The sequence below is a fragment of the Streptomyces sp. NPDC096105 genome (assembly GCF_044763335.1).
GTDB lineage: Bacteria > Actinomycetota > Actinomycetes > Streptomycetales > Streptomycetaceae > Streptomyces.
Genome location: NZ_JBIWGC010000014.1, coordinates 23,283 through 40,318 on the forward strand (window position 1 = coordinate 23,283; position 17,036 = coordinate 40,318).

At 73.9% G+C, this 17,036-nt stretch carries 13 protein-coding genes, 1 pseudogene and 1 riboswitch; of the genes and pseudogenes, 3 read left to right on the top strand and 11 right to left on the bottom strand.

Annotated features, from left to right (window positions below):
- Window positions 1–53: 53 nt before the first annotated feature.
- A pseudogene (locus ACIQ8B_RS21635) lies at window positions 54–350 on the top strand (RNA polymerase sigma factor); the annotation flags it as partial.
- 215 nt (window positions 351–565) lie between these two features.
- Here ACIQ8B_RS21635 and ACIQ8B_RS21640 read toward each other — a convergent pair.
- The 4 genes from ACIQ8B_RS21640 to ACIQ8B_RS21655 form a co-directional block, all read right to left on the bottom strand.
- Window positions 566–2,017 (bottom strand): glycine hydroxymethyltransferase, encoded by a 1,452-nt coding sequence (locus ACIQ8B_RS21640; RefSeq protein ID WP_403548831.1) that lies wholly within the window; start codon window positions 2,015–2,017, stop codon window positions 566–568.
- A 35-nt stretch (window positions 2,018–2,052) separates the two neighbouring features.
- Window positions 2,053–2,139, bottom strand: a riboswitch (ZMP/ZTP riboswitch).
- Between the two features lie 75 nt (window positions 2,140–2,214).
- Window positions 2,215–3,399, bottom strand: a complete 1,185-nt coding sequence (locus ACIQ8B_RS21645) for a glutathionylspermidine synthase family protein (RefSeq protein ID WP_403548833.1) — start codon at window positions 3,397–3,399, stop codon at window positions 2,215–2,217.
- Between the two features lie 6 nt (window positions 3,400–3,405).
- Entirely contained in the window at window positions 3,406–3,750 is a 345-nt protein-coding gene (locus ACIQ8B_RS21650; protein ID WP_403548835.1) for a hypothetical protein, read from the bottom strand.
- A gap of 223 nt (window positions 3,751–3,973) precedes the next feature.
- Window positions 3,974–5,359 carry a PLP-dependent aminotransferase family protein gene (locus ACIQ8B_RS21655; protein WP_403548837.1) on the bottom strand — a complete coding sequence of 462 codons (1,386 nt, stop codon included), beginning with the start codon at window positions 5,357–5,359 and terminating at the stop codon, window positions 3,974–3,976.
- Between the two features lie 47 nt (window positions 5,360–5,406).
- On the opposite strand from ACIQ8B_RS21655, the gene ACIQ8B_RS21660 reads away from it, so the two are divergent.
- Window positions 5,407–5,940: a carboxymuconolactone decarboxylase family protein gene (locus ACIQ8B_RS21660; RefSeq protein WP_106412803.1), complete on the top strand. Its 534-nt coding sequence runs from the start codon at window positions 5,407–5,409 to the stop codon at window positions 5,938–5,940.
- A gap of 126 nt (window positions 5,941–6,066) precedes the next feature.
- On the opposite strand, the gene ACIQ8B_RS21665 is transcribed toward ACIQ8B_RS21660, so the two are convergent.
- The 7 genes from ACIQ8B_RS21665 to ACIQ8B_RS21695 form a co-directional block, all read right to left on the bottom strand.
- The gene (locus tag ACIQ8B_RS21665; protein ID WP_403548839.1) at window positions 6,067–7,611 is read right to left on the bottom strand and encodes a GMC family oxidoreductase; all 1,545 of its coding nucleotides are present in this window, start codon (window positions 7,609–7,611) and stop codon (window positions 6,067–6,069) included.
- Between the two features lie 252 nt (window positions 7,612–7,863).
- Window positions 7,864–9,384 (bottom strand): aldehyde dehydrogenase family protein, encoded by a 1,521-nt coding sequence (locus ACIQ8B_RS21670; RefSeq protein ID WP_403548841.1) that lies wholly within the window; start codon window positions 9,382–9,384, stop codon window positions 7,864–7,866.
- Window positions 9,385–10,211: 827 nt separating this feature from the next.
- Complete coding sequence (locus tag ACIQ8B_RS21675) at window positions 10,212–11,318, bottom strand: hypothetical protein (protein WP_403548842.1); 1,107 nt, start codon at window positions 11,316–11,318, stop codon at window positions 10,212–10,214.
- A gap of 200 nt (window positions 11,319–11,518) precedes the next feature.
- Complete coding sequence (locus ACIQ8B_RS21680) at window positions 11,519–12,508, bottom strand: malate dehydrogenase (RefSeq protein WP_106412809.1); 990 nt, start codon at window positions 12,506–12,508, stop codon at window positions 11,519–11,521.
- 628 nt (window positions 12,509–13,136) lie between these two features.
- Window positions 13,137–14,213: a DUF2690 domain-containing protein gene (locus ACIQ8B_RS21685; protein WP_403548843.1), complete on the bottom strand. Its 1,077-nt coding sequence runs from the start codon at window positions 14,211–14,213 to the stop codon at window positions 13,137–13,139.
- Window positions 14,214–14,755: 542 nt separating this feature from the next.
- Entirely contained in the window at window positions 14,756–15,262 is a 507-nt protein-coding gene (locus ACIQ8B_RS21690) for a DUF3017 domain-containing protein (RefSeq protein WP_403548845.1), read from the bottom strand.
- Window positions 15,252–16,106, bottom strand: coding sequence for a bifunctional methylenetetrahydrofolate dehydrogenase/methenyltetrahydrofolate cyclohydrolase (locus ACIQ8B_RS21695; RefSeq protein WP_106412812.1), 855 nt, complete (start codon window positions 16,104–16,106; stop codon window positions 15,252–15,254). The genes ACIQ8B_RS21690 and ACIQ8B_RS21695 overlap by 11 nt, the downstream gene beginning before the upstream one ends.
- A 293-nt stretch (window positions 16,107–16,399) precedes the next feature.
- Between ACIQ8B_RS21695 and ACIQ8B_RS21700 the strand changes: the two genes are divergently transcribed.
- Window positions 16,400–16,990, top strand: coding sequence for a proline-rich domain-containing protein (locus ACIQ8B_RS21700; protein ID WP_403548847.1), 591 nt, complete (start codon window positions 16,400–16,402; stop codon window positions 16,988–16,990).
- The last annotated feature ends 46 nt before the right edge of the window (window positions 16,991–17,036 follow it).

Here is a 17,036-nt window from a genome sequence, read left to right on the forward strand (position 1 = left end):
AACGGACCGGGAACAGGTGGGAACCGATCCGTTCCGCGGGGTGTAACAAGGGTGTGAGGACGCGGGAGGGGGGCCGCATCGTCGATGAGGCCGCGGTGATCGCCCGCGTACGCGCCGGACAGCCGGAGGCGTACGCGGAGCTGGTGCGGGCCCGTACGGGCATCGCGCTCAGGGCGGCCGCCGCGCTCGGGGCGGGAGCGGACGCGGAGGACGTGGTGCAGCAGGCCTTCGTGAAGGCGTACTGCGCGCTGGGGCGGTTCAAGGACGGCGCGGCCTTCCGGCCGTGGCTGTTGTCGATCGTGGCCAATGAGACGAGGAACACAGTGCGCGCGGCGGCACGCAGGAGGACCTGCACATAGCCCCCGCCCGGGCGGCCGCCCCCGTCGCGGACGACGGCACCGACCGGTGGTGGGCCGTAGCGGGCCTGGCGGCCGGAGCCGCCCTGGCCCTGGCACTGCGCCCGTACGCGCTCCGGGGAGCGGCCGCCGCCCGCGCCCGCAAGGGCCCGGGCGGCCGCCCCCGCCAGGAGCTGCCGGACGCATGACCGGGCAGCCGGCGGGCGGCCTCAGCCGAGGTCGACCTCCGGGTACAGCGGGAAGCCGGCGACCAGGCCGGTGGCCCGCCGCGAGATCTCGTCGGCGACCTTCTCGTCGAGCACGTGCGACGCCTTGGACGGCGCTCCGGACTTGGTGGTGCCCGGCTCCGCGGTGGTGAGGACGCGGTCGATGAGACCGGCGACCTCGTCCATCTCCGCCGTCCCGAGCCCTCGCGTGGTCAGCGCGGGCGTGCCGACCCGGATGCCGGAGGTGTACCAGGCCCCGTTGGGGTCGGCCGGGATGGCGTTGCGGTTGGTGACGATGCCCGAGGCGAGCAGGGCCGCCTCGGCCTGCCGGCCGGTGAGGCCGTAGGAGGTGGCGACGTCGATCAGGTTGAGGTGGTTGTCGGTGCCGCCGGTGACCAGCGTGGCGCCACGGCGCATCAGGCCCTCGGCGAGCGCGCGGGAGTTGTCCACGATGCGCTGGGCGTAGTCCTGGAAGGCGGGCTGCCGGGCCTCGGCGAGGGCGACGGCCTTGGCGGCCATGACGTGCGGCAGCGGGCCGCCGAGGACCATCGGGCAGCCGCGGTCGACCTGGTCCTTCAGGGAGTCGTCGCACAGCACCATGCCGCCGCGCGGGCCGCGCAGCGACTTGTGGGTGGTGGTGGTGACGATCTGGGCGTGCGGCACGGGGTCGAAGTCGCCGGTGAGGACCTTGCCGGCGACCAGGCCCGCGAAGTGGGCCATGTCGACCATGAGCGTGGCGCCGACCTCGTCGGCGATCTCGCGCATGATGCGGAAGTTCACCAGACGGGGGTAGGCGGAGTAGCCGGCGACGATGATCAGCGGCTTGAACTCCCGGGCGGAGGCGCGCAGGGCGTCGTAGTCGATCAGGCCGGTGGCCGGGTCGGTGCCGTAGGAGCGCTGGTCGAACATCTTGCCGGAGATGTTGGGCCGGAAGCCGTGGGTGAGGTGGCCGCCGGCGTCCAGGGACATGCCGAGCATGCGCTGGTTGCCGAAGGCCTGGCGCAGTTCGGCCCAGTCGGCCTCGGAGAGGTCGTTGATCTGGCGGACGCCGGTCTTCTCCAGGAACGGCGCCTCGACGCGGTCGGCGAGGACGGCCCAGAAGGCGACCAGGTTGGCGTCGATGCCGGAGTGCGGCTGGACGTAGGCGTGGCGGGCGCCGAACAGCTCCTTGGCGTGCTCGGCGGCGAGCGACTCGACCGTGTCCACGTTGCGGCAGCCGGCGTAGAAGCGGCGGCCGACGGTGCCCTCGGCGTACTTGTCGCTGAACCAGTTGCCCATCGCCAGCAGGGTGGCCGGGGAGGCGTAGTTCTCGGAGGCGATCAGCTTGAGCATCTCGCGCTGGTCGGCGACCTCCTGCCCGATGGCGTCGGCGACGCGCGGCTCGACGGCGCGGATCACGTCGAGGGCGGAGCGGAAGGCGGTGGACTCGGGGGTGAGCGGCTGCTCGGCAGACATGGGGACCTCCGGACGTAGCGTTCAGCGTTCACGGTACGGATGGCCCAGGCGCACGGCACGTTCCTCCCGGGCCGCTCCCCGATGGTCGGTCCCATCCCAGCGCGCCAGTCACGGCCCGTGGGCCAGGTTACCGGGTGTGCCGGAGCGGCGTGGGGGGTGTCCGCGATGCGGGAGCCGCCCGCCCCTTCGTCCGCCGGCTACAGGATGACGTGCGGCAGGAAGCGGGCGTACGCGTCGGTGATCAGGCCGGAGGACTCGCGGATGCCGAGACCCGCGGCCTCGTTCTCCACCACCCAGGCGCCGAGGACGACCCGGTTGCCGTCGAAGTCGGGCAGCGGGGCGAGCTCCTGGTAGCAGCAGGGCTCGTCGCGGGGCTCCGGGGCGGTGCCGGGCTGGTGCACGGTGACGCCGGCGCCCTCGCGGCCCAGCAGCGGCTTGGCGACCCAGCCCGTGGTGTCCGCCAGTTCGCGCGGGCCGTCGAGGTAGGCGGGGAGGAGGTTGGGGTGGCCCGGGTCGAGTTCCCAGAGGACCGCCAGCAGCGCCTTGTTGCTGAGCAGCATCTTCCAGGCGGGTTCGATCCACAGGGTGGAGCCGGTGCCGCCGCCGTTGTCGAGGGTGTCGAGCACATGGCCGGCGAAGCGGTCGGTGGTCAGCCACTCCCACGGGTACAGCTTGAAGATGCTGCGGATGAACCGCAGGCGGTTGTCGACGAAGCGGCCGGAGAGCCGGTCCCAGCCGATCTCCTCCATGGCGAGCCAGTCGGTCTCCAGGCCGGCCTGTTCGGCGGTCTCCTTGAGGTAGGCGACGGTCATCAGGTCCTCGCCGCTCTCGTCGCCGGCGGTGTGGGCGAAGTACAGCGGGCTGCCCGGCGGGAGCAGGGCGGACTGCTTCCTCCAGGCGTCGACGAGCCGTTCGTGCAGGGAGTTCCACTGGTCGGCGCCGGGGAAGCGCTCCTCCATCCAGAACCACTGCGGGGAGGCCGCCTCCACCAGGGAGGTCGGGGTGTCCGCGTTGTACTCCAGCAGTTTCGCCGGGCCCGTGCCGTCGTAGCGGAGGTCGAAGCGGCCGTACAGGGAGGGCAGTTCGTCCCTCCGGTGCCATGCCTCGGTGACCGCGTCCACGACCCGGGGGTCGGTGATGCCGAGATCGGCGAAGCGGCCCTCGGCGACGATGTGTCCGGCCGCCGCCAGGCTCATCGCGTGCAGTTCCTCGACGGTCTCCTCGAGCGCCTCGACCTCGTCCAGGGCGAAGACGTAGTAGGCGCTCTCGTCCCAGTAGGGGCGCAGGGAGTCGTCGGGGTAGCGGGTCAGCGGGTAGATGAGCCCCTGCTCCTCGACGGTCTGCTGCCAGCCGGGGCGGGGCTCGGTGGTGCGCCGTTCCACGGCGGATCAGCCCCCGCCGCTGCCGGAGCAGCCGAAGCCGCCCCGGTCGACGGCCTCGCTGCGGCTGAAGGTGCCGTTGCGGGCGTAACCGCTGCGGACGTCGGAGTCGTAGTACCACTCGGCGTCGGCGGCGCGGGACGACCGGCCCTTGCCCACGGAGCCGGAGGAACGGGAGCCGCTGGAGCAGTTCTTGTCGGAGACGACCTTGTAACCGTCGCCGAGGGTGTAGCTGTCGCGGTCCACGCACCGCCGGTCCGGATCGGACCCGCAGGCCGACAGTGCCGCCGCGAGTACTCCCATGCCGCCCAGCACCACCGTGCTGGACCGCAGCCGTCGCCGTGTCCGCGCCATGCCTTCCGCTCCCCCTGTGTGTCGCGCCGAATCGTTTCCGTGTCGTTTCCGTGTCGTCCCGGCTCGCGGCGGACAGCCTAGAGACCGTTCGGCCGGGCCGCACGGGAGCCCCCGGGCTCACCCGTTCCACCGCTGACGCTTTGTCACTCTTTGGCGGAAAATGGCCGTTCAGTGCTCACGGGAGATCCACAGGCGCCGGCCACGGGAGGGTGCGGGACCCCGGTCACGGCAGGGCGCGGAGCAGGGCCTCCAGGGTGCCGTTCCAGGCGTGGTCGGGCGGGGTGGCGTAGCCGACCACGAGGGCGTCGCCGGCCGGGTCGGTGACGCCGGGGTGGCGGAAGAAGTCCAGGCCCTTGACGGCGAGCCCCTGCCAGACGGCCGCCCGCTGGACCGCTTGCTCGGTGCCGGGCGGCAGTTCGAGGACGGCGTGCAGTCCGGCGGCGATGCCGGTGACGCGGACGTGCGGCGCCCGTTCGGCGAGGGCCCGTACGAGGGCGTCCCTGCGGCGGCGGTAGCGCAGGCGGGCGGCGCGGACCTGCCGGTCGTGGGCGCCGGAGGAGAGGAACTCGGCGAGGACGAGCTGTTCCACGACGCTCACCGTGCGGCCGCCGCCGTGCGCGAGGACGTCCGGCAGCAGCCACGGCGGCACCACCATCCAGCCCAGCCGCAGGCCGGGGGCGAGGGACTTGCTGGCGGTGCCGAGGTAGACCACCCGCCCGGGGTCGAGGTCCTGGAGGGCGCCGACGGGCTGGCGGTCGTAGCGGAACTCGCCGTCGTAGTCGTCCTCCAGGATCAGGCCGCCGGTGCGGCGCGCCCACTCGACCACGGCGGCCCGGCGCTCCGGGCGCAGCGCCCCGCCGAGCGGGAACTGGTGGGCCGGGTTGAGCAGCACCGCGTCGGCGTCGCCCGGGTCCCCGGCGCGGGTGCCGAGGTCGTCCCGGGCCAGCGGGACGGTCTCCAGGCCGGCGCGGCGGACCAGGGCCCAGTGCACGTCGAGGCCGTACGGCTCCACGGCGAGGGTGCGGGCGCCGCGGGCGCGCAGCACCTCGCACAGCAGCCGGAGGCCGTGTGCGAAGCCGGAGCAGACGACGACGTGCTCGGGGTCGGCGCGCACGCCCCGGACCCGGGACAGGTACCCGGCGAGGGCCTCGCGCAGTTCCGGGCGGCCGCGCGGGTCGCCGTAGCCGAAGGCGTCGTGGGGCGCGGCGGCGAGGGCGCGGCGGGTGGCCCGCAGCCACGCGGCGCGGGGGAAGGACGCGAGGTCGGGGGTGCCGGGCATCAGGCTGTACGGGAGCCGGCCGGGGGTGCGGCGGGGCGTGGGGGCCGCGGCCGGGCGGCCGGGGGCGGCGCGGTCGGCGACCCGGGTGCCGGAGCCCTGGCGTGCGGTGAGCCAGCCCTCGGCGACCAGGTCGGCGTAGGCGTCGGCGACGGTGTTGCGGGCGATGCCCAGGTCGGCGGCGAGGGAGCGGGAGGAGGGCAGCCGGGTGCCGGGGGCGAGCCGGCCGCCGCGGACGGCCTCCCGCAGGGCGTCGGTGAGGCCGCGCCGCAGTCCGGGCCCGCGCGGGTCGAGGTGGAGGTCGATGCCGAAAGTGGCCCAGCGTTCCGCCATGGAAGTGGACCATACTCCTGGGCTGCCTCGCTCCTAGGGTCGACGGCATGACGCACACCGACACGACCGGGACGGTCCCCTACGCGGCGGAGGAGCCCGCCCGCCTGGAGTGGGCGAAGCACGCCCCCGAGGTCTACAAGGCGATGGTCCGGCTGGACGCCGCGGCCCGGCAGGGGCTGGACCCGAAGCTGGCCGAGCTGGTGAAGATCCGCGCCTCGCAGCTCAATCACTGCGCGTTCTGCCTGGACATGCACACCAAGGACGCCCTCGCGGCGGGCGAGAGCGTCGAGCGGATCGTCCAGCTCGCCGCGTGGGAGGAGTCGCGGCACTTCTACACGGAGAAGGAGCTCGCCGCGATCGAGCTGACCGAGGCGGTCACGGTTCTGGCCGGGGGCGCCTCCCAGACGAAGTCCGGGGGAGGCTTCGTGCCGGACGAGGTGTACGAGCGGGCCGCCCAGCAGTTCGACGAGACGGAGCTGTCCCATCTGATCGCCGCCGTCGCGGTGATCAACGCCTGGAACCGGTTCGGCGTGACCTGCCGGATGGCGCCCGGTCACTACCAGCCGGGACAGCACCGCTAGCGGGTCAGGGCAGCCGCTCCTCCCGCACGGAGCGGTGGCTGCCCACCCACTGCTTCGCCGCCTCCCCGGTGATCGCCGGGCGGAAGCCGTGTGCGAAGCCGGCGGTGACGTTCGTGGCCGCCGCGCTCAGCGGGTGTCGCCGCCGAGGAGATCGACGGCGCGCTCGCCGACCATCAGCACGCCGATCATCGGGTTCACGGCGGTCATGGTCGGGAAGACGGAGGCGTCCGCGATGCGGAGGCCCTGGAGCCCGCGGACGCGCAGCTCGGGGTCCACGACCGCGAGTTCGTCGTCGGCGGCGCCCATCCTGCAGGTGCCGGCCGGGTGGTAGACGGTGTGCGCGACCTTGCGGGCGTACTCGCTGAGCTCCTCGTCGCCGGTGACGTCCGGGCCGGGCGCCACCTCGCGCTTGAGCCAGTGTGCGAGCGGCTCGGTCCTGGCGATCTCGCGGGCGATGCGGATGCCGTCGACGAGCGTGCGGCCGTCGTAGTCGTCCTCGTCGGTGAAGTACCGGAAGTCCAGCGCCGGCTTCGCCTCGGGGTCGGCGCTGGTCAGGTACAGCCGTCCGCGGCTCTTCGGCTTGGGGATGTTCGGGGTCATGGAGACGCCGAACTCCGGCCGCCGGTAGCCCAGTCGCTCCGGATGGTCGGTGAACGGGATCTGGTAGAAGTGGAACATCAGGTCCGGGCCCGCGTGGCCGGGGTCGCGGCGCACGAACAGGCCCGCGTCGGAGTCCATCGCCGAGTTCTCCGGGAGGGGCCCGTCGGTCTCCCACACGATCACCGACTCCGGGTGGTCGAGCAGGTTCTCGCCGACACCCGGCAGGTGGTGCGCCACGGGGATGCCGAGCGCCTCCAGGTCGGCGCGCGGCCCGATGCCGGAGTGCAGCAGCAGCCGCGGCGAGTCGACGGCGCCGGCGCACAGCACCACCTCGTCACGGGCCCGGATCAGCACCTCCTCGCCGTCCTTGGTGCGCACGTGGACGCCCTCGGCGCGGGTGCCGTTCAGCTCCAGCCGGTACGCCCAGGTCTCCAGCCAGATCGTCAGGTTGGACCGCTCGTCCATCACCGGGTGCAGGTACGCCACCGACGCCGAGGACCGCTTGTTGGTCTCGGGGTGGTAGGCCAGGTCGAAGAAGCCGACGCCCTCGTCGAACGGCTCCTTGTTGAAGCCCTCGATGCGGGGCACCCGGAGCGCGGTCTGCGCGGCGTCGACGAAGTCGCGGGCGATGGCGTTCCGGTCCTTCTCGTCGACCGGGACGATGTTGTTCCTCAGCCGGGCGTAGTACGCCTCCATCTGCACGGCGCCCCAGCCCGTGGCGCCGGCCCGCTCCCACTCCTCCCAGTCGGACGGCAGCGGCTTGAACGCGATGAGCGTGTTGTGCGAGGAGCAGCCGCCGAGGACGCGGGCGCGGCTGTGCCGGATGTGCGAGTTGCCGCGCGGCTGCTCGGTGGTGGGGTAGTCGTAGTCGAGCTCGCCGCCGAGCAGGCCCATCCAGCGGCGCAGCGTCAGCACGTCGTCGCGGCCGACGTCGCTGGGGCCGCCCTCGATGACGGCGACGGTGACGTCCGGGTTCTCGGTGAGGCGGGAGGCGATGACGGAACCTGCGGTGCCGCCGCCTATGACGACGTAGTCGTACTCGGTCTCGCGCGCGGGGGTTTCGGCGGGCATCGGGACGGTACTCCTCGGGGGCTCGGGGCAGGTGGGTGGGTCGTCTCGCGTCGTGCGGGACGGGCGTCCCGCGGAGGCGGCGACTCGGTGGGGCCGCTCGGGGACGGCTCGTACGGGACGCGGCCCGCCCGGAGGGGGCTGGAGGAGCGCGTCCCGTACGGGGGCGCGTACGGGGCGGACAGCGCGGGCGCCGGGACGGCCGCCGCCGTGGCGGTGGGGGGACATCGCCCCGCACCCCGCGTCGTCCGCCGCTCAGCCGGCGAACCAGCGCACCGGCGCCGGCGCCAGGTTCTGGTAGACGTGCTTGGTCTCGCGGTACTCGGCGAGCCCCGCCGGGCCGAGTTCGCGGCCCGTGCCGCTCCTGCCGAAGCCGCCCCACTCCGCCTGCGGGAGGTAGGGGTGGAAGTCGTTGATCCACACGGTGCCGTGGCGCAGCCGTCCGGCCACCCGGCGGGCGCGGCCCGCGTCGGCCGTCCACACGCCGCCGGCCAGCCCGTACTCGGTGTCGTTGGCGAGGGCGACGGCCTCCTCCTCGGTGCGGAAGGTCTCGACGGTGAGGACCGGTCCGAAGACCTCCTCGCGCACCACCCGCATCTCACGGTGGCAGCGGTCGAGGACGGTCGGCTCGTAGAAGTAGCCGGACGCGGGGCGCTCGGGCGCCGGCTCGGGCCGCTTGCCGCCGCAGCGCAGCACCGCGCCCTCCTTGAGCGCGGACTCGACGTACGCCTCGACCTTCTCGCGCTGCTGCGCGGAGACCAGCGGGCCGCACTCGACGCCGTCCTCGGTGCCCCGGCCGAGCCGGATCCTCTCGGCACGGCGGGCGAGTTCGGCGACGAAACGATCCCGCACGGACTCCTCGACGATCAGCCGCGCGCCGGCCGAGCAGACCTGGCCACTGTGGATGAAGGCCGCGTTGAGGGCCTGGTCCACGGCGGTGTCGAAGCCCTCCTCGGTGGCGCAGGCGTCGGCGAACACCACGTTGGGGTTCTTGCCGCCGAGTTCGAGGGCGACCTTCTTCACGGTCGGCGCGGCGGCCTGGGCGACCTTGGTGCCGCTGACCAGGCCGCCGGTGAAGGAGACCAGGTCGACGTCGGGGTGCTCGGCCATCCGCGCGCCGACGGTGTGGCCGGGGCCGGTGACGATGTTGGCGACGCCCGCGGGCAGCCCCGCCTCGGTCAGCAGGCCGATCAGGGCGACCGTGGTCAGCGGGGTGATCTCGCTGGGCTTGACCACGAAGGTGTTGCCCGCGGCGAGCGCCGGGGCGATCTTCCAACTGGCCTGGAGAAGCGGGTAGTTCCAGGGGGTGATCAGGGCGCAGACGCCGACCGGCTCGTGCACGACGACGCTGTGGACGTCGGGCGAACCCGCGTCCACGACCCGGCCGGGCGCCTCGGCGGCGACCAGGTCGGCGAAGTAACGGAAGGCGTCGGCCACGCAGTCGATGTCGACGCGGCCCTCCTCCAGGGTCTTGCCCGCGTCCCGGCTCTCCAGAAGACCCAGTTCCTCGCGGTCCCGGACCAGCAGGTCGGCGACGCGGCGCAGCAGCGCGGCCCGTTCGGCGGCGGGGGTGCGCGGCCAGTCGCCCTCGTCGAAGGCGCGGCGCGCGGCCGCGACCGCGAGGTCGGTGTCCTGCTCGTCGCCCTCCGCGACCAGGGCGAACGGCCGGGCGTCCGCCGGGTCGAGGATCTCCCGGGTGGCCCCGGAGACGGCGGCTCGCCACTCGCCTCCCGCGTGAATGGTGTCGCGTGCCCGCAGTTCTGTGCTGTCCGCCATGATCGCTTGCTGCCTTCCGTTCTTCTCCACGCCCGTGAGTCACATTCCTGCTACCCCCGGGACCGGGTGCTCCTGCCCTGCCGGACGGAATGCATGCGGAACGCGGGCCCGGAGTGCGTTTCGTCACGGCCCCGCCGCGGGACCCTCCGGCGGGGGCGGGTCCGGTACGCGCCGGCCGGGCGGGCCGGATGCGGGACGGCGTGGAGCCGGACGCCGAGCGTGCACGGTCGCGGCACGGCGGCCCGCACGGGCGCCGTGCGGAGGGGCCGGCACGGCGCGCCCCCGGCCACGCCGCGATGCCCGGCTCAGGCAGGCCGTGGGGAGGGGCCACGGCGGTCACCGGAAGCGGGCGGCCGGCGGACCCGCCTCGGTCAGGGCGACGGGCACGGCGCCGACGGGGGCAGAAGTGGGCGACCGCCGTGAGGACCAGGGCGAGTTCGGGGTCGATGCCGTCCGTGGGGGCGCCGTACGCGGCGATGGCGTACACCTTGCCGTCGGCCGGTGAGCGGAAGCGCGCGTCCTGGACGTGCCAGCTGCCCACGTCGGGCTCTCCGCGCAGCGAGTCGGCGCGGTACTCGAGGCGCAGGCCGGACACTCCCTCCGTCTCCAGGGGCGCCAGCGTGACCTTCTCGAAGCCGTCCGCCTTCGGCGTCCGGCCGGACAGGTACAGGTCGAAGGACTCCTCCGGCGAGCGCTCCTCGGCCTCGTACGCCTGGAGGCGGCGGAGGCCGTCCGGGCTGCGGTGGCTGACGACGTCGAAGCCGTGCGGGGAGGGCACCGCCTCCCGTTCCCGGCCCGTCGGGCGGGCGACGGTGAGGCCCTCGGCGTCACGGTGCAGTCCGAAGCCCTCGGGGAGGGGCGACGGCTCGGGGGCGGACCACGGCTCGGCGGTGTCGGACCCCTCCGTCGCCACGGGTTCCGACTCCCCCGCCGGCGACGGCGACGTCTGCGCCGCGGCCGTACCGCCGGTCCGGTCGTCCGCACGAGCGTCCGTGCCGTCGTCGCCGACGACGAGGCTCAGGACCAGGGCCCCGGCGACCCCCGCCGCCGCGGCTCCGCCCTTCGGGCCGCAGCTCGACGGCGAGCACCCAGGTGTCGTGCGCCGTGCCCGCCCCGCAGAACGGGCGCGCCTCGTGGTACATGGCGAGCGGGGTGTGCTGCTCCAGCCGGATGCGCTGCGACAGCCCGCGGAACCGCGGTCCGCCGGTCCGTTCGGCGGGGTCGCCGGCGGCGTCGGGGAAGCGGGCCGGGGACAGCTCGACGGCGATGACCCGGGCGAACTGGGTGCGCCGCCCCGCGGCGCACAGGCCGATGACCACGAGCACGCCGATCCCGAACCACGCCTGCCAGGGCTCGGCGCCCTCGGCGAGCCCGTCGGTGACCGCCCCCAGCAGGTCGTCGTCGCCGGAGGAGCCGTAGGAGGAGGACCCGTACGAGGAACTCCCCCGTTCCTCGCCGAACGCCACGGAGGCCAGGGTGAACAGGGCGAACACGGTCAGGGCGCGCCCGCCCCAGCGGGCCAGGAACGCGGCGGGCGAGCGGTACCGGGGCGGCCGGGCGGCCCGCCCGCGCAGCAGGGGCGCGACGGCGAGCAGCAGGCTGGGCCCCACGAAGTGGGGGAGCAGGTTGCCGCTGATCGGGGTGCCCACGATCCACAGGCCGAGGACGGCCGCCGCCCACAGCGTCGCCAGGCGCCGGGCGCGCAGTGCGTGGGCGAGGACGCGGGCGGCGTCGAAACCGAGCGAGGGCGCCACGGCCCGCTGTTCGTGGAGGTACAGCTCCTCGATGACACGGTCGCGGTAGCCGGGGTCCAGGTAGGCCCCCGCGCACAGCAGCCGGGACGCCTCGCTGGCGTACGGCGGCACGGGCGGCGGACCGTCCGGCGTCCCGCCCGGGTGCTGTGGCTGCTGCTGCGGCGCGAACGCGGTGCTCACGCGGATCCCGATACGCGAATGGACGTCACGGCCACAGGGGGTGACGGGGCATCAGCACAGGGAGGGGCGGGCGCGTGCGAACAGGTTCTGACGGCGGTGACCTGTGGGGCGGCGCCGGTGCGGAGCCCCGTGCCGGACGCGCGCGGGGCCCCGTACCGGCGAACCGGTGCGGGGCCCCGCGAAGGCCGCGGTGGCCGGGCTCAGATGAGGCCGAGCCCGCGGACCGCCTCGCGCTCCTCCTCGAGCTCCTTGACGGAGGCGTCGATGCGGGCGCGGGAGAACTCGTTGATCTCCAGACCCTGGACGATCTCGTACTTCCCGTCCTTCACGGTGACCGGGAAGGAGGAGATGAGGCCCTCGGGCACGCCGTAGGAGCCGTCGGACGGGATGCCCATGGAGACCCAGTCGCCCTCCGGGGTGCCGTTGACCCAGGAGTGGACGTGGTCGACGGCGGCGTTGGCGGCGGAGGCGGCCGACGAGGCGCCGCGGGCCTCGATGATGGCGGCGCCGCGCTTGGCGACGGTCGGGATGAAGTCCTCGGCCAGCCACTTCTCGTCGTTCACGACCTCGGCGGCGTTCTTGCCGGCGACGGTGGCGTGGAAGATGTCCGGGTACTGGGTGGCGGAGTGGTTGCCCCAGATCGTCAGCTTCTTGATCTCGGAGACCGGGACGCCGGTCTTCTTCGAGAGCTGGGTCAGCGCGCGGTTGTGGTCCAGGCGGGTCATGGCGGTGAAGCGCTCGGCCGGGACGTCCGGCGCGGCGGCCTGGGCGATCAGCGCGTTGGTGTTGGCCGGGTTGCCGACGACCAGGACGCGGATGTCGTCCGCGGCGTGGGCGTTGATGGCCTGGCCCTGCGGCTTGAAGATGCCGCCGTTGGCCTCGAGGAGGTCACCGCGTTCCATGCCCTTGGTCCGCGGCCGGGCGCCGACGAGGAGGGCGACGTTGGCGCCGTCGAAGGCCACGTTCGGGTCGTCCGTGATGTCGATGCCCTGCAGGAGCGGGAACGCGCAGTCGTCCAGCTCCATGGCGGTGCCCTCGGCGGCCTTGAGCGCCGGGGTGATCTCCAGCAGGCGCAGCTTGACCGGCACGTCCGCGCCGAGCAGCTGGCCGGAGGCGATGCGGAAGAGCAGGGCGTAACCGATCTGGCCGGCCGCGCCGGTGACGGTGACGTTCACGGGAGTGCGGGTCATGGCGTTCTCCGTATGACAGCTGGCGGTGGGGCGGTCCCTGCCCCCTGGTGCGGGATCCCGCTCCGGCTCGTGACCGGCGTCCGCCACGATGATCGATCACCGGTTCGAATGATCGATCTCTTGGCGTCAAGAGAGATCCAGCGGTCAGGCTATCGCGCATCCGTCGGCGCGCACGGTCGGGCTCCCTGTGGCCCGTCCCACAGAGTGACCGCCCGCGCACGCGGGTAACCGGGGCGGCGGAGAGGTGAGGGAGGGGGCGGCCGCCCCGCCCGGGAGAGGTGGGGACGGGGCGGCCGCCGTCCGGGACCGACCGTGCCGGAATCCCGTGGGGGTACTTCTCGCGTGCCCGCCCCGCGCCGCCGCATTCACGTCACCACGGATCCCTCACATGTCATGCCCCGGACGGCCCACACGGACGTGGTTCCGGCCGCCCTCGCCGGCCGTGACGGCTGCCGTCGCCCGCATCCACGCGGCCCGCGCCGGCACCGGGTCACCGGGCCGGCTCCGGCGAGCGGCCGGACGCCGGCGCCGGCCGGCCGGTGTGCGCCGCCGGCGTCCGCACGCCGCGCCCACCGGGCGCGTCGAACAGGAGTCGCGTCGCACGAACAGGCGGCCCGGGGCGCGCTGCCTACTCCGTGCAGCCCTTCTCGCCCGTCGCGGCCAGCACCGCGCAGGCCTTGGCCTCGGTGGCGGCGGCGGCCGGGACCATCATCGTGTAGGTGACCGTGTCACCCGGCGCGTCGACGGAGTCGGTCTGCTGGTACGCCCCCGAGGTGATCTCGACCGTGTCCCCCTGCGTGGCCTGGGTGATGCGGCCCCACGCGGCACCGCAGACCTCGCTGTAGCGGACCTCGACGGTGGTGGCGCCGACGGTCGCGGTGCCGGCCGTGGTGACCAGGTCGCCGCTGCACCCCATGACCTCGGCGTCCTTGCCGTCGCAGCTCTCGCCGCTGCACTTCACGCCCGGCGGCAGTTGCGCCTCCCTGGTGACGGTGGGCGACGGGGAGGGCTTCGCCTTCGTCGTGTCGCCCTGCGTCTCGGTGACGTACAGCCCGGCGGCGACCACCACCAGCGCGCCCAGCGCGCCGACCAGGAACATCGCCGTGCGCCGCTTGCCCTCGGGACGGCCGGGGCCGCCGCCGGGACCGGACGGGTCCGCGGGCGGCGGACCGTACCCGCCCGCCACGGGCGCGCCGGGGCCGTACGCCCCCGGGCGGCCGGCGTCCCGGCCTGCGACCCCCCAGGAGTTGCCGCTGCCCGACGCGTCGCGGACGTCGGTGGCGGTCGGCTGGGGCGGCACGCTCGGCGACACGCCGGCCGGACCGGCGACCCCCGTACGGGCCCCGCCGCCCCGCCGTCCGCCCCCGCCCGACGGCGGGGGGGCCAGCTCGCTCAGCGCGGCGCGCGCCTGCGAGATCCGGATCGCCTCCATGGTCATGTCGTGCCGCATCTCCGAGCGGCTCCAGGCGCGCTCGGCGAGCTCCCACATGGTGGTCAGGTGCACCGGGTTGGTCTTGGTGACCTCGGCCAGCGCCACGATCGCGCCCTTCGGCGCGAGCAGCCGGCCGTTCAGATAGCGCTCCCAGGACGTCTTGCTGTAGCCCGTGCGGTCGGCGACCGACGCGACGCTCAGGCCGCTGCGGTCCACCAGCCGCCTGAGCTGGCTGGTGAACTCCCTGATCTGCGGATCGAGCTCATCCGGCAAAGCCTTCCAACGAGGCATTGCTCTCCCCCTCTTCCCCCGGTTCGTGCTGGTGTTTCCCTCGCGCATGGTGCCCTCTGCCACGCCCCGTCTGGCTACCCACAGGGATGCCACGGGGACGGGCCTTCAGTTCCCGGGGTGGGGGCGCACGGGAGCGACAGGACGCGTGCGGCATTGCACGCCCAGTCGCTTGTGCATCAGTGTCCCACCGGTCGGCCGCCCGGCCGAACGGAACCCCGGAACCCACGGACCGGGTGGACCGGACCGGTACGACCGTCCCACCGTCTTCCTGTCCTACCACCCCGGTGCCTCCGCGCGGAGGTGTCCGTGGCCACATCACCCCTGGGCGGAGCCTCCGTGTCGCGAACACGTGCCGGAGTCGTCACAAGGGTGTAGAGGGCTTCCGGGGCGCGTAGCGGAACGGTCACTTCCGTGCCACAGCGGCCGGGCCGCCGTTGAACGGGCCGCCCGCCGTGCAGGAACGTGGTGCGCGGCCCGTCCGCTCACGGGGGTGCGGACGGGCCGCCGCTCCCCGCGCCGGCGGCTCAGCCGTCGACCGTGAAGTGCAGCATGTCCTGCAGGAAGGGGATCCGCAGCAGCGGGTCCGGCTGCACCATCAGCGCCAGCAGCACGATCACCAGCCCCAGGCCGCCGTAGGTGACGATGTCGGTGAAGCGGGAGCGCACGGCGAGCATCCCGACGTGCGGCACCGCCCACCGCAGGACCGCCCCGGCGACCAGCGCCGCGCCGATCAGCAGCAGCCCGGCCCGGAACACGTCCACCGCGGTCAGCAGCAGTCCCAGCCCCACGGTGAGCAGCACGGCCAGGATCGGCCACTGCCGGGCGGGCGCGGGGGCGTCACCGGGGGCCGCCCGGCCGCCGCCCTCGGGCCGCGCGGTGTCCCGGGTGAACAGCGGGAACCTGCGGGTGGCCCGGCGCGGGGTGCCCTCGGCGTCGGGGGCGCTGATCGCGTCACGGACCGTGAGCTCCTCCCCGGCCTCCGCCGCCGCGGGGGCCTCGGAGGCCTCCGGCGCCTTCCGCTCAGCCGACACTGCGCTCCGCCGCCTCGACCACGTTGACCAGCAGCTGCGCCCGGGTCATCGGACCGACGCCGCCGGGGTTCGGGGCGACCCAGCCGGCCACCTCGGCCACGCCCGGGTGGACGTCGCCGACGATCTTGCCCTCGGCGCTGCGCGAGACGCCGACGTCCAGGACGGCCGCGCCCGGCTTGACGTCCTCGGGACGGATCAGGTGGGCGCTGCCGGCCGCGGCGACGATGATGTCCGCCCGCTTGAGGTGGGCGGAGAGGTCGCGGGTGCCGGTGTGGCACTGGGTCACGGTGGCGTTCTCGCTGCGCCGGGTCAGCAGCAGCGGCATGGGACGGCCGATGGTGACGCCGCGCCCGACGACCACGACCTCGGCGCCCTTGATCTCCACGCCGTGGCGGCGCAGCAGGGTGATGATGCCGTTCGGCGTGCAGGGCAGCGGGGCGGGCTCGTTGAGCACGAGACGGCCGAGGTTCATCGGGTGGAGGCCGTCGGCGTCCTTCCCGGGGTCCATCAGCTCGAGGATGCGGTTCTCGTCGATGCCCTTGGGGAGCGGGAGCTGGACGATGTAACCGGTGCAGGCCGGGTCCTCGTTCAGCTCGCGGACGACCGCCTCGATCTCCTCCTGCGTGGCGGTGGCGGGCAGTTCACGCTGGATGGAGGCGATGCCCACCTGGGCGCAGTCGCGGTGCTTGCCGGCGACGTACTTCTGGCTGCCGGGGTCGTCCCCCACGAGGATCGTGCCGAGGCCGGGCGTGACGCCCTTCTCCTTCAGCGCCGCCACGCGGGCGGTCAGATCGGACTTGATCTCGGCTGCGGTGGCCTTGCCATCGAGAATCTGGGCGGTCATGGCCCCATCCTCGCGGATGACCGGGCCGCTGTTCCAATCAGCCCGCATTCCGGTCGGCCGGGACGCCGCGCCGGACATCCGATCAGGATCGCCACCAATGCGAACAAGATCGCGATGTTGCACTTGCACAACACATATGTCGTACCGCTGGACAAGGAAAGGAACGGTCAAGAACGATGAACGCGCAGTGCCGCGGGCAGAACCGGGGGGGGACGGACCGCATCTGCAGTACTTCCTCCGCGCCGCGCCCCGCGCCGTCCCCGCACCAGAAGCGCAACGGAGGAAGAACCGCCATGAGTTTCGGCGACCCGAACAACCCCTACGGGGCTCCGCAGGGCCAGCCGCCCGGCTACGGCTACCCCCAGCAGCCCGGCCAGCCCGGTTACGGGTACCCCTCCGCCCCGCCGGTCCAGCCCTACGGTCACCCCGGCGGGCCGGTGTCCATGCCCGGCAGCGTCAAGGCCGCGCGCGTGATGCTCTTCGTGCTCGGCGGCCTTCAGGCGCTCGGCGGCCTCCTCATGGTGGTCGCGAGCGGCTGGTTCGCCGAACAGCTGGAAGACATCCTGGCCGACGACCCGTCCTTCACCGCGGAGGACGTGGACAACGTGTCGAGCGTCGGCGCGGGCTTCATGATCGTGTTCGGGGTGATCGTGCTGGCGTTCGCCGCCTGGGCGATCCTCACGGCCGCCAAGTTCGGGACGGGCCGTGGCGGGACACGCGTCTCCGCGATCATCTACGCCTCGGTCGTCACCCTGTTCAGCGTGATCAGCCTGCTGGGCGCCAACATCTTCGCGCTGGTCAGCCTGGTGCTCGGCATCCTGATCATCGTGTTCTGTGCCAACAGGAACGGCAGCTACTGGTTCAACCGGCCGCCGCAGTACTGAGCCGTCCCGGTCCGCGCGCCGCGGCACACCTCACGGGGCCGTGCCC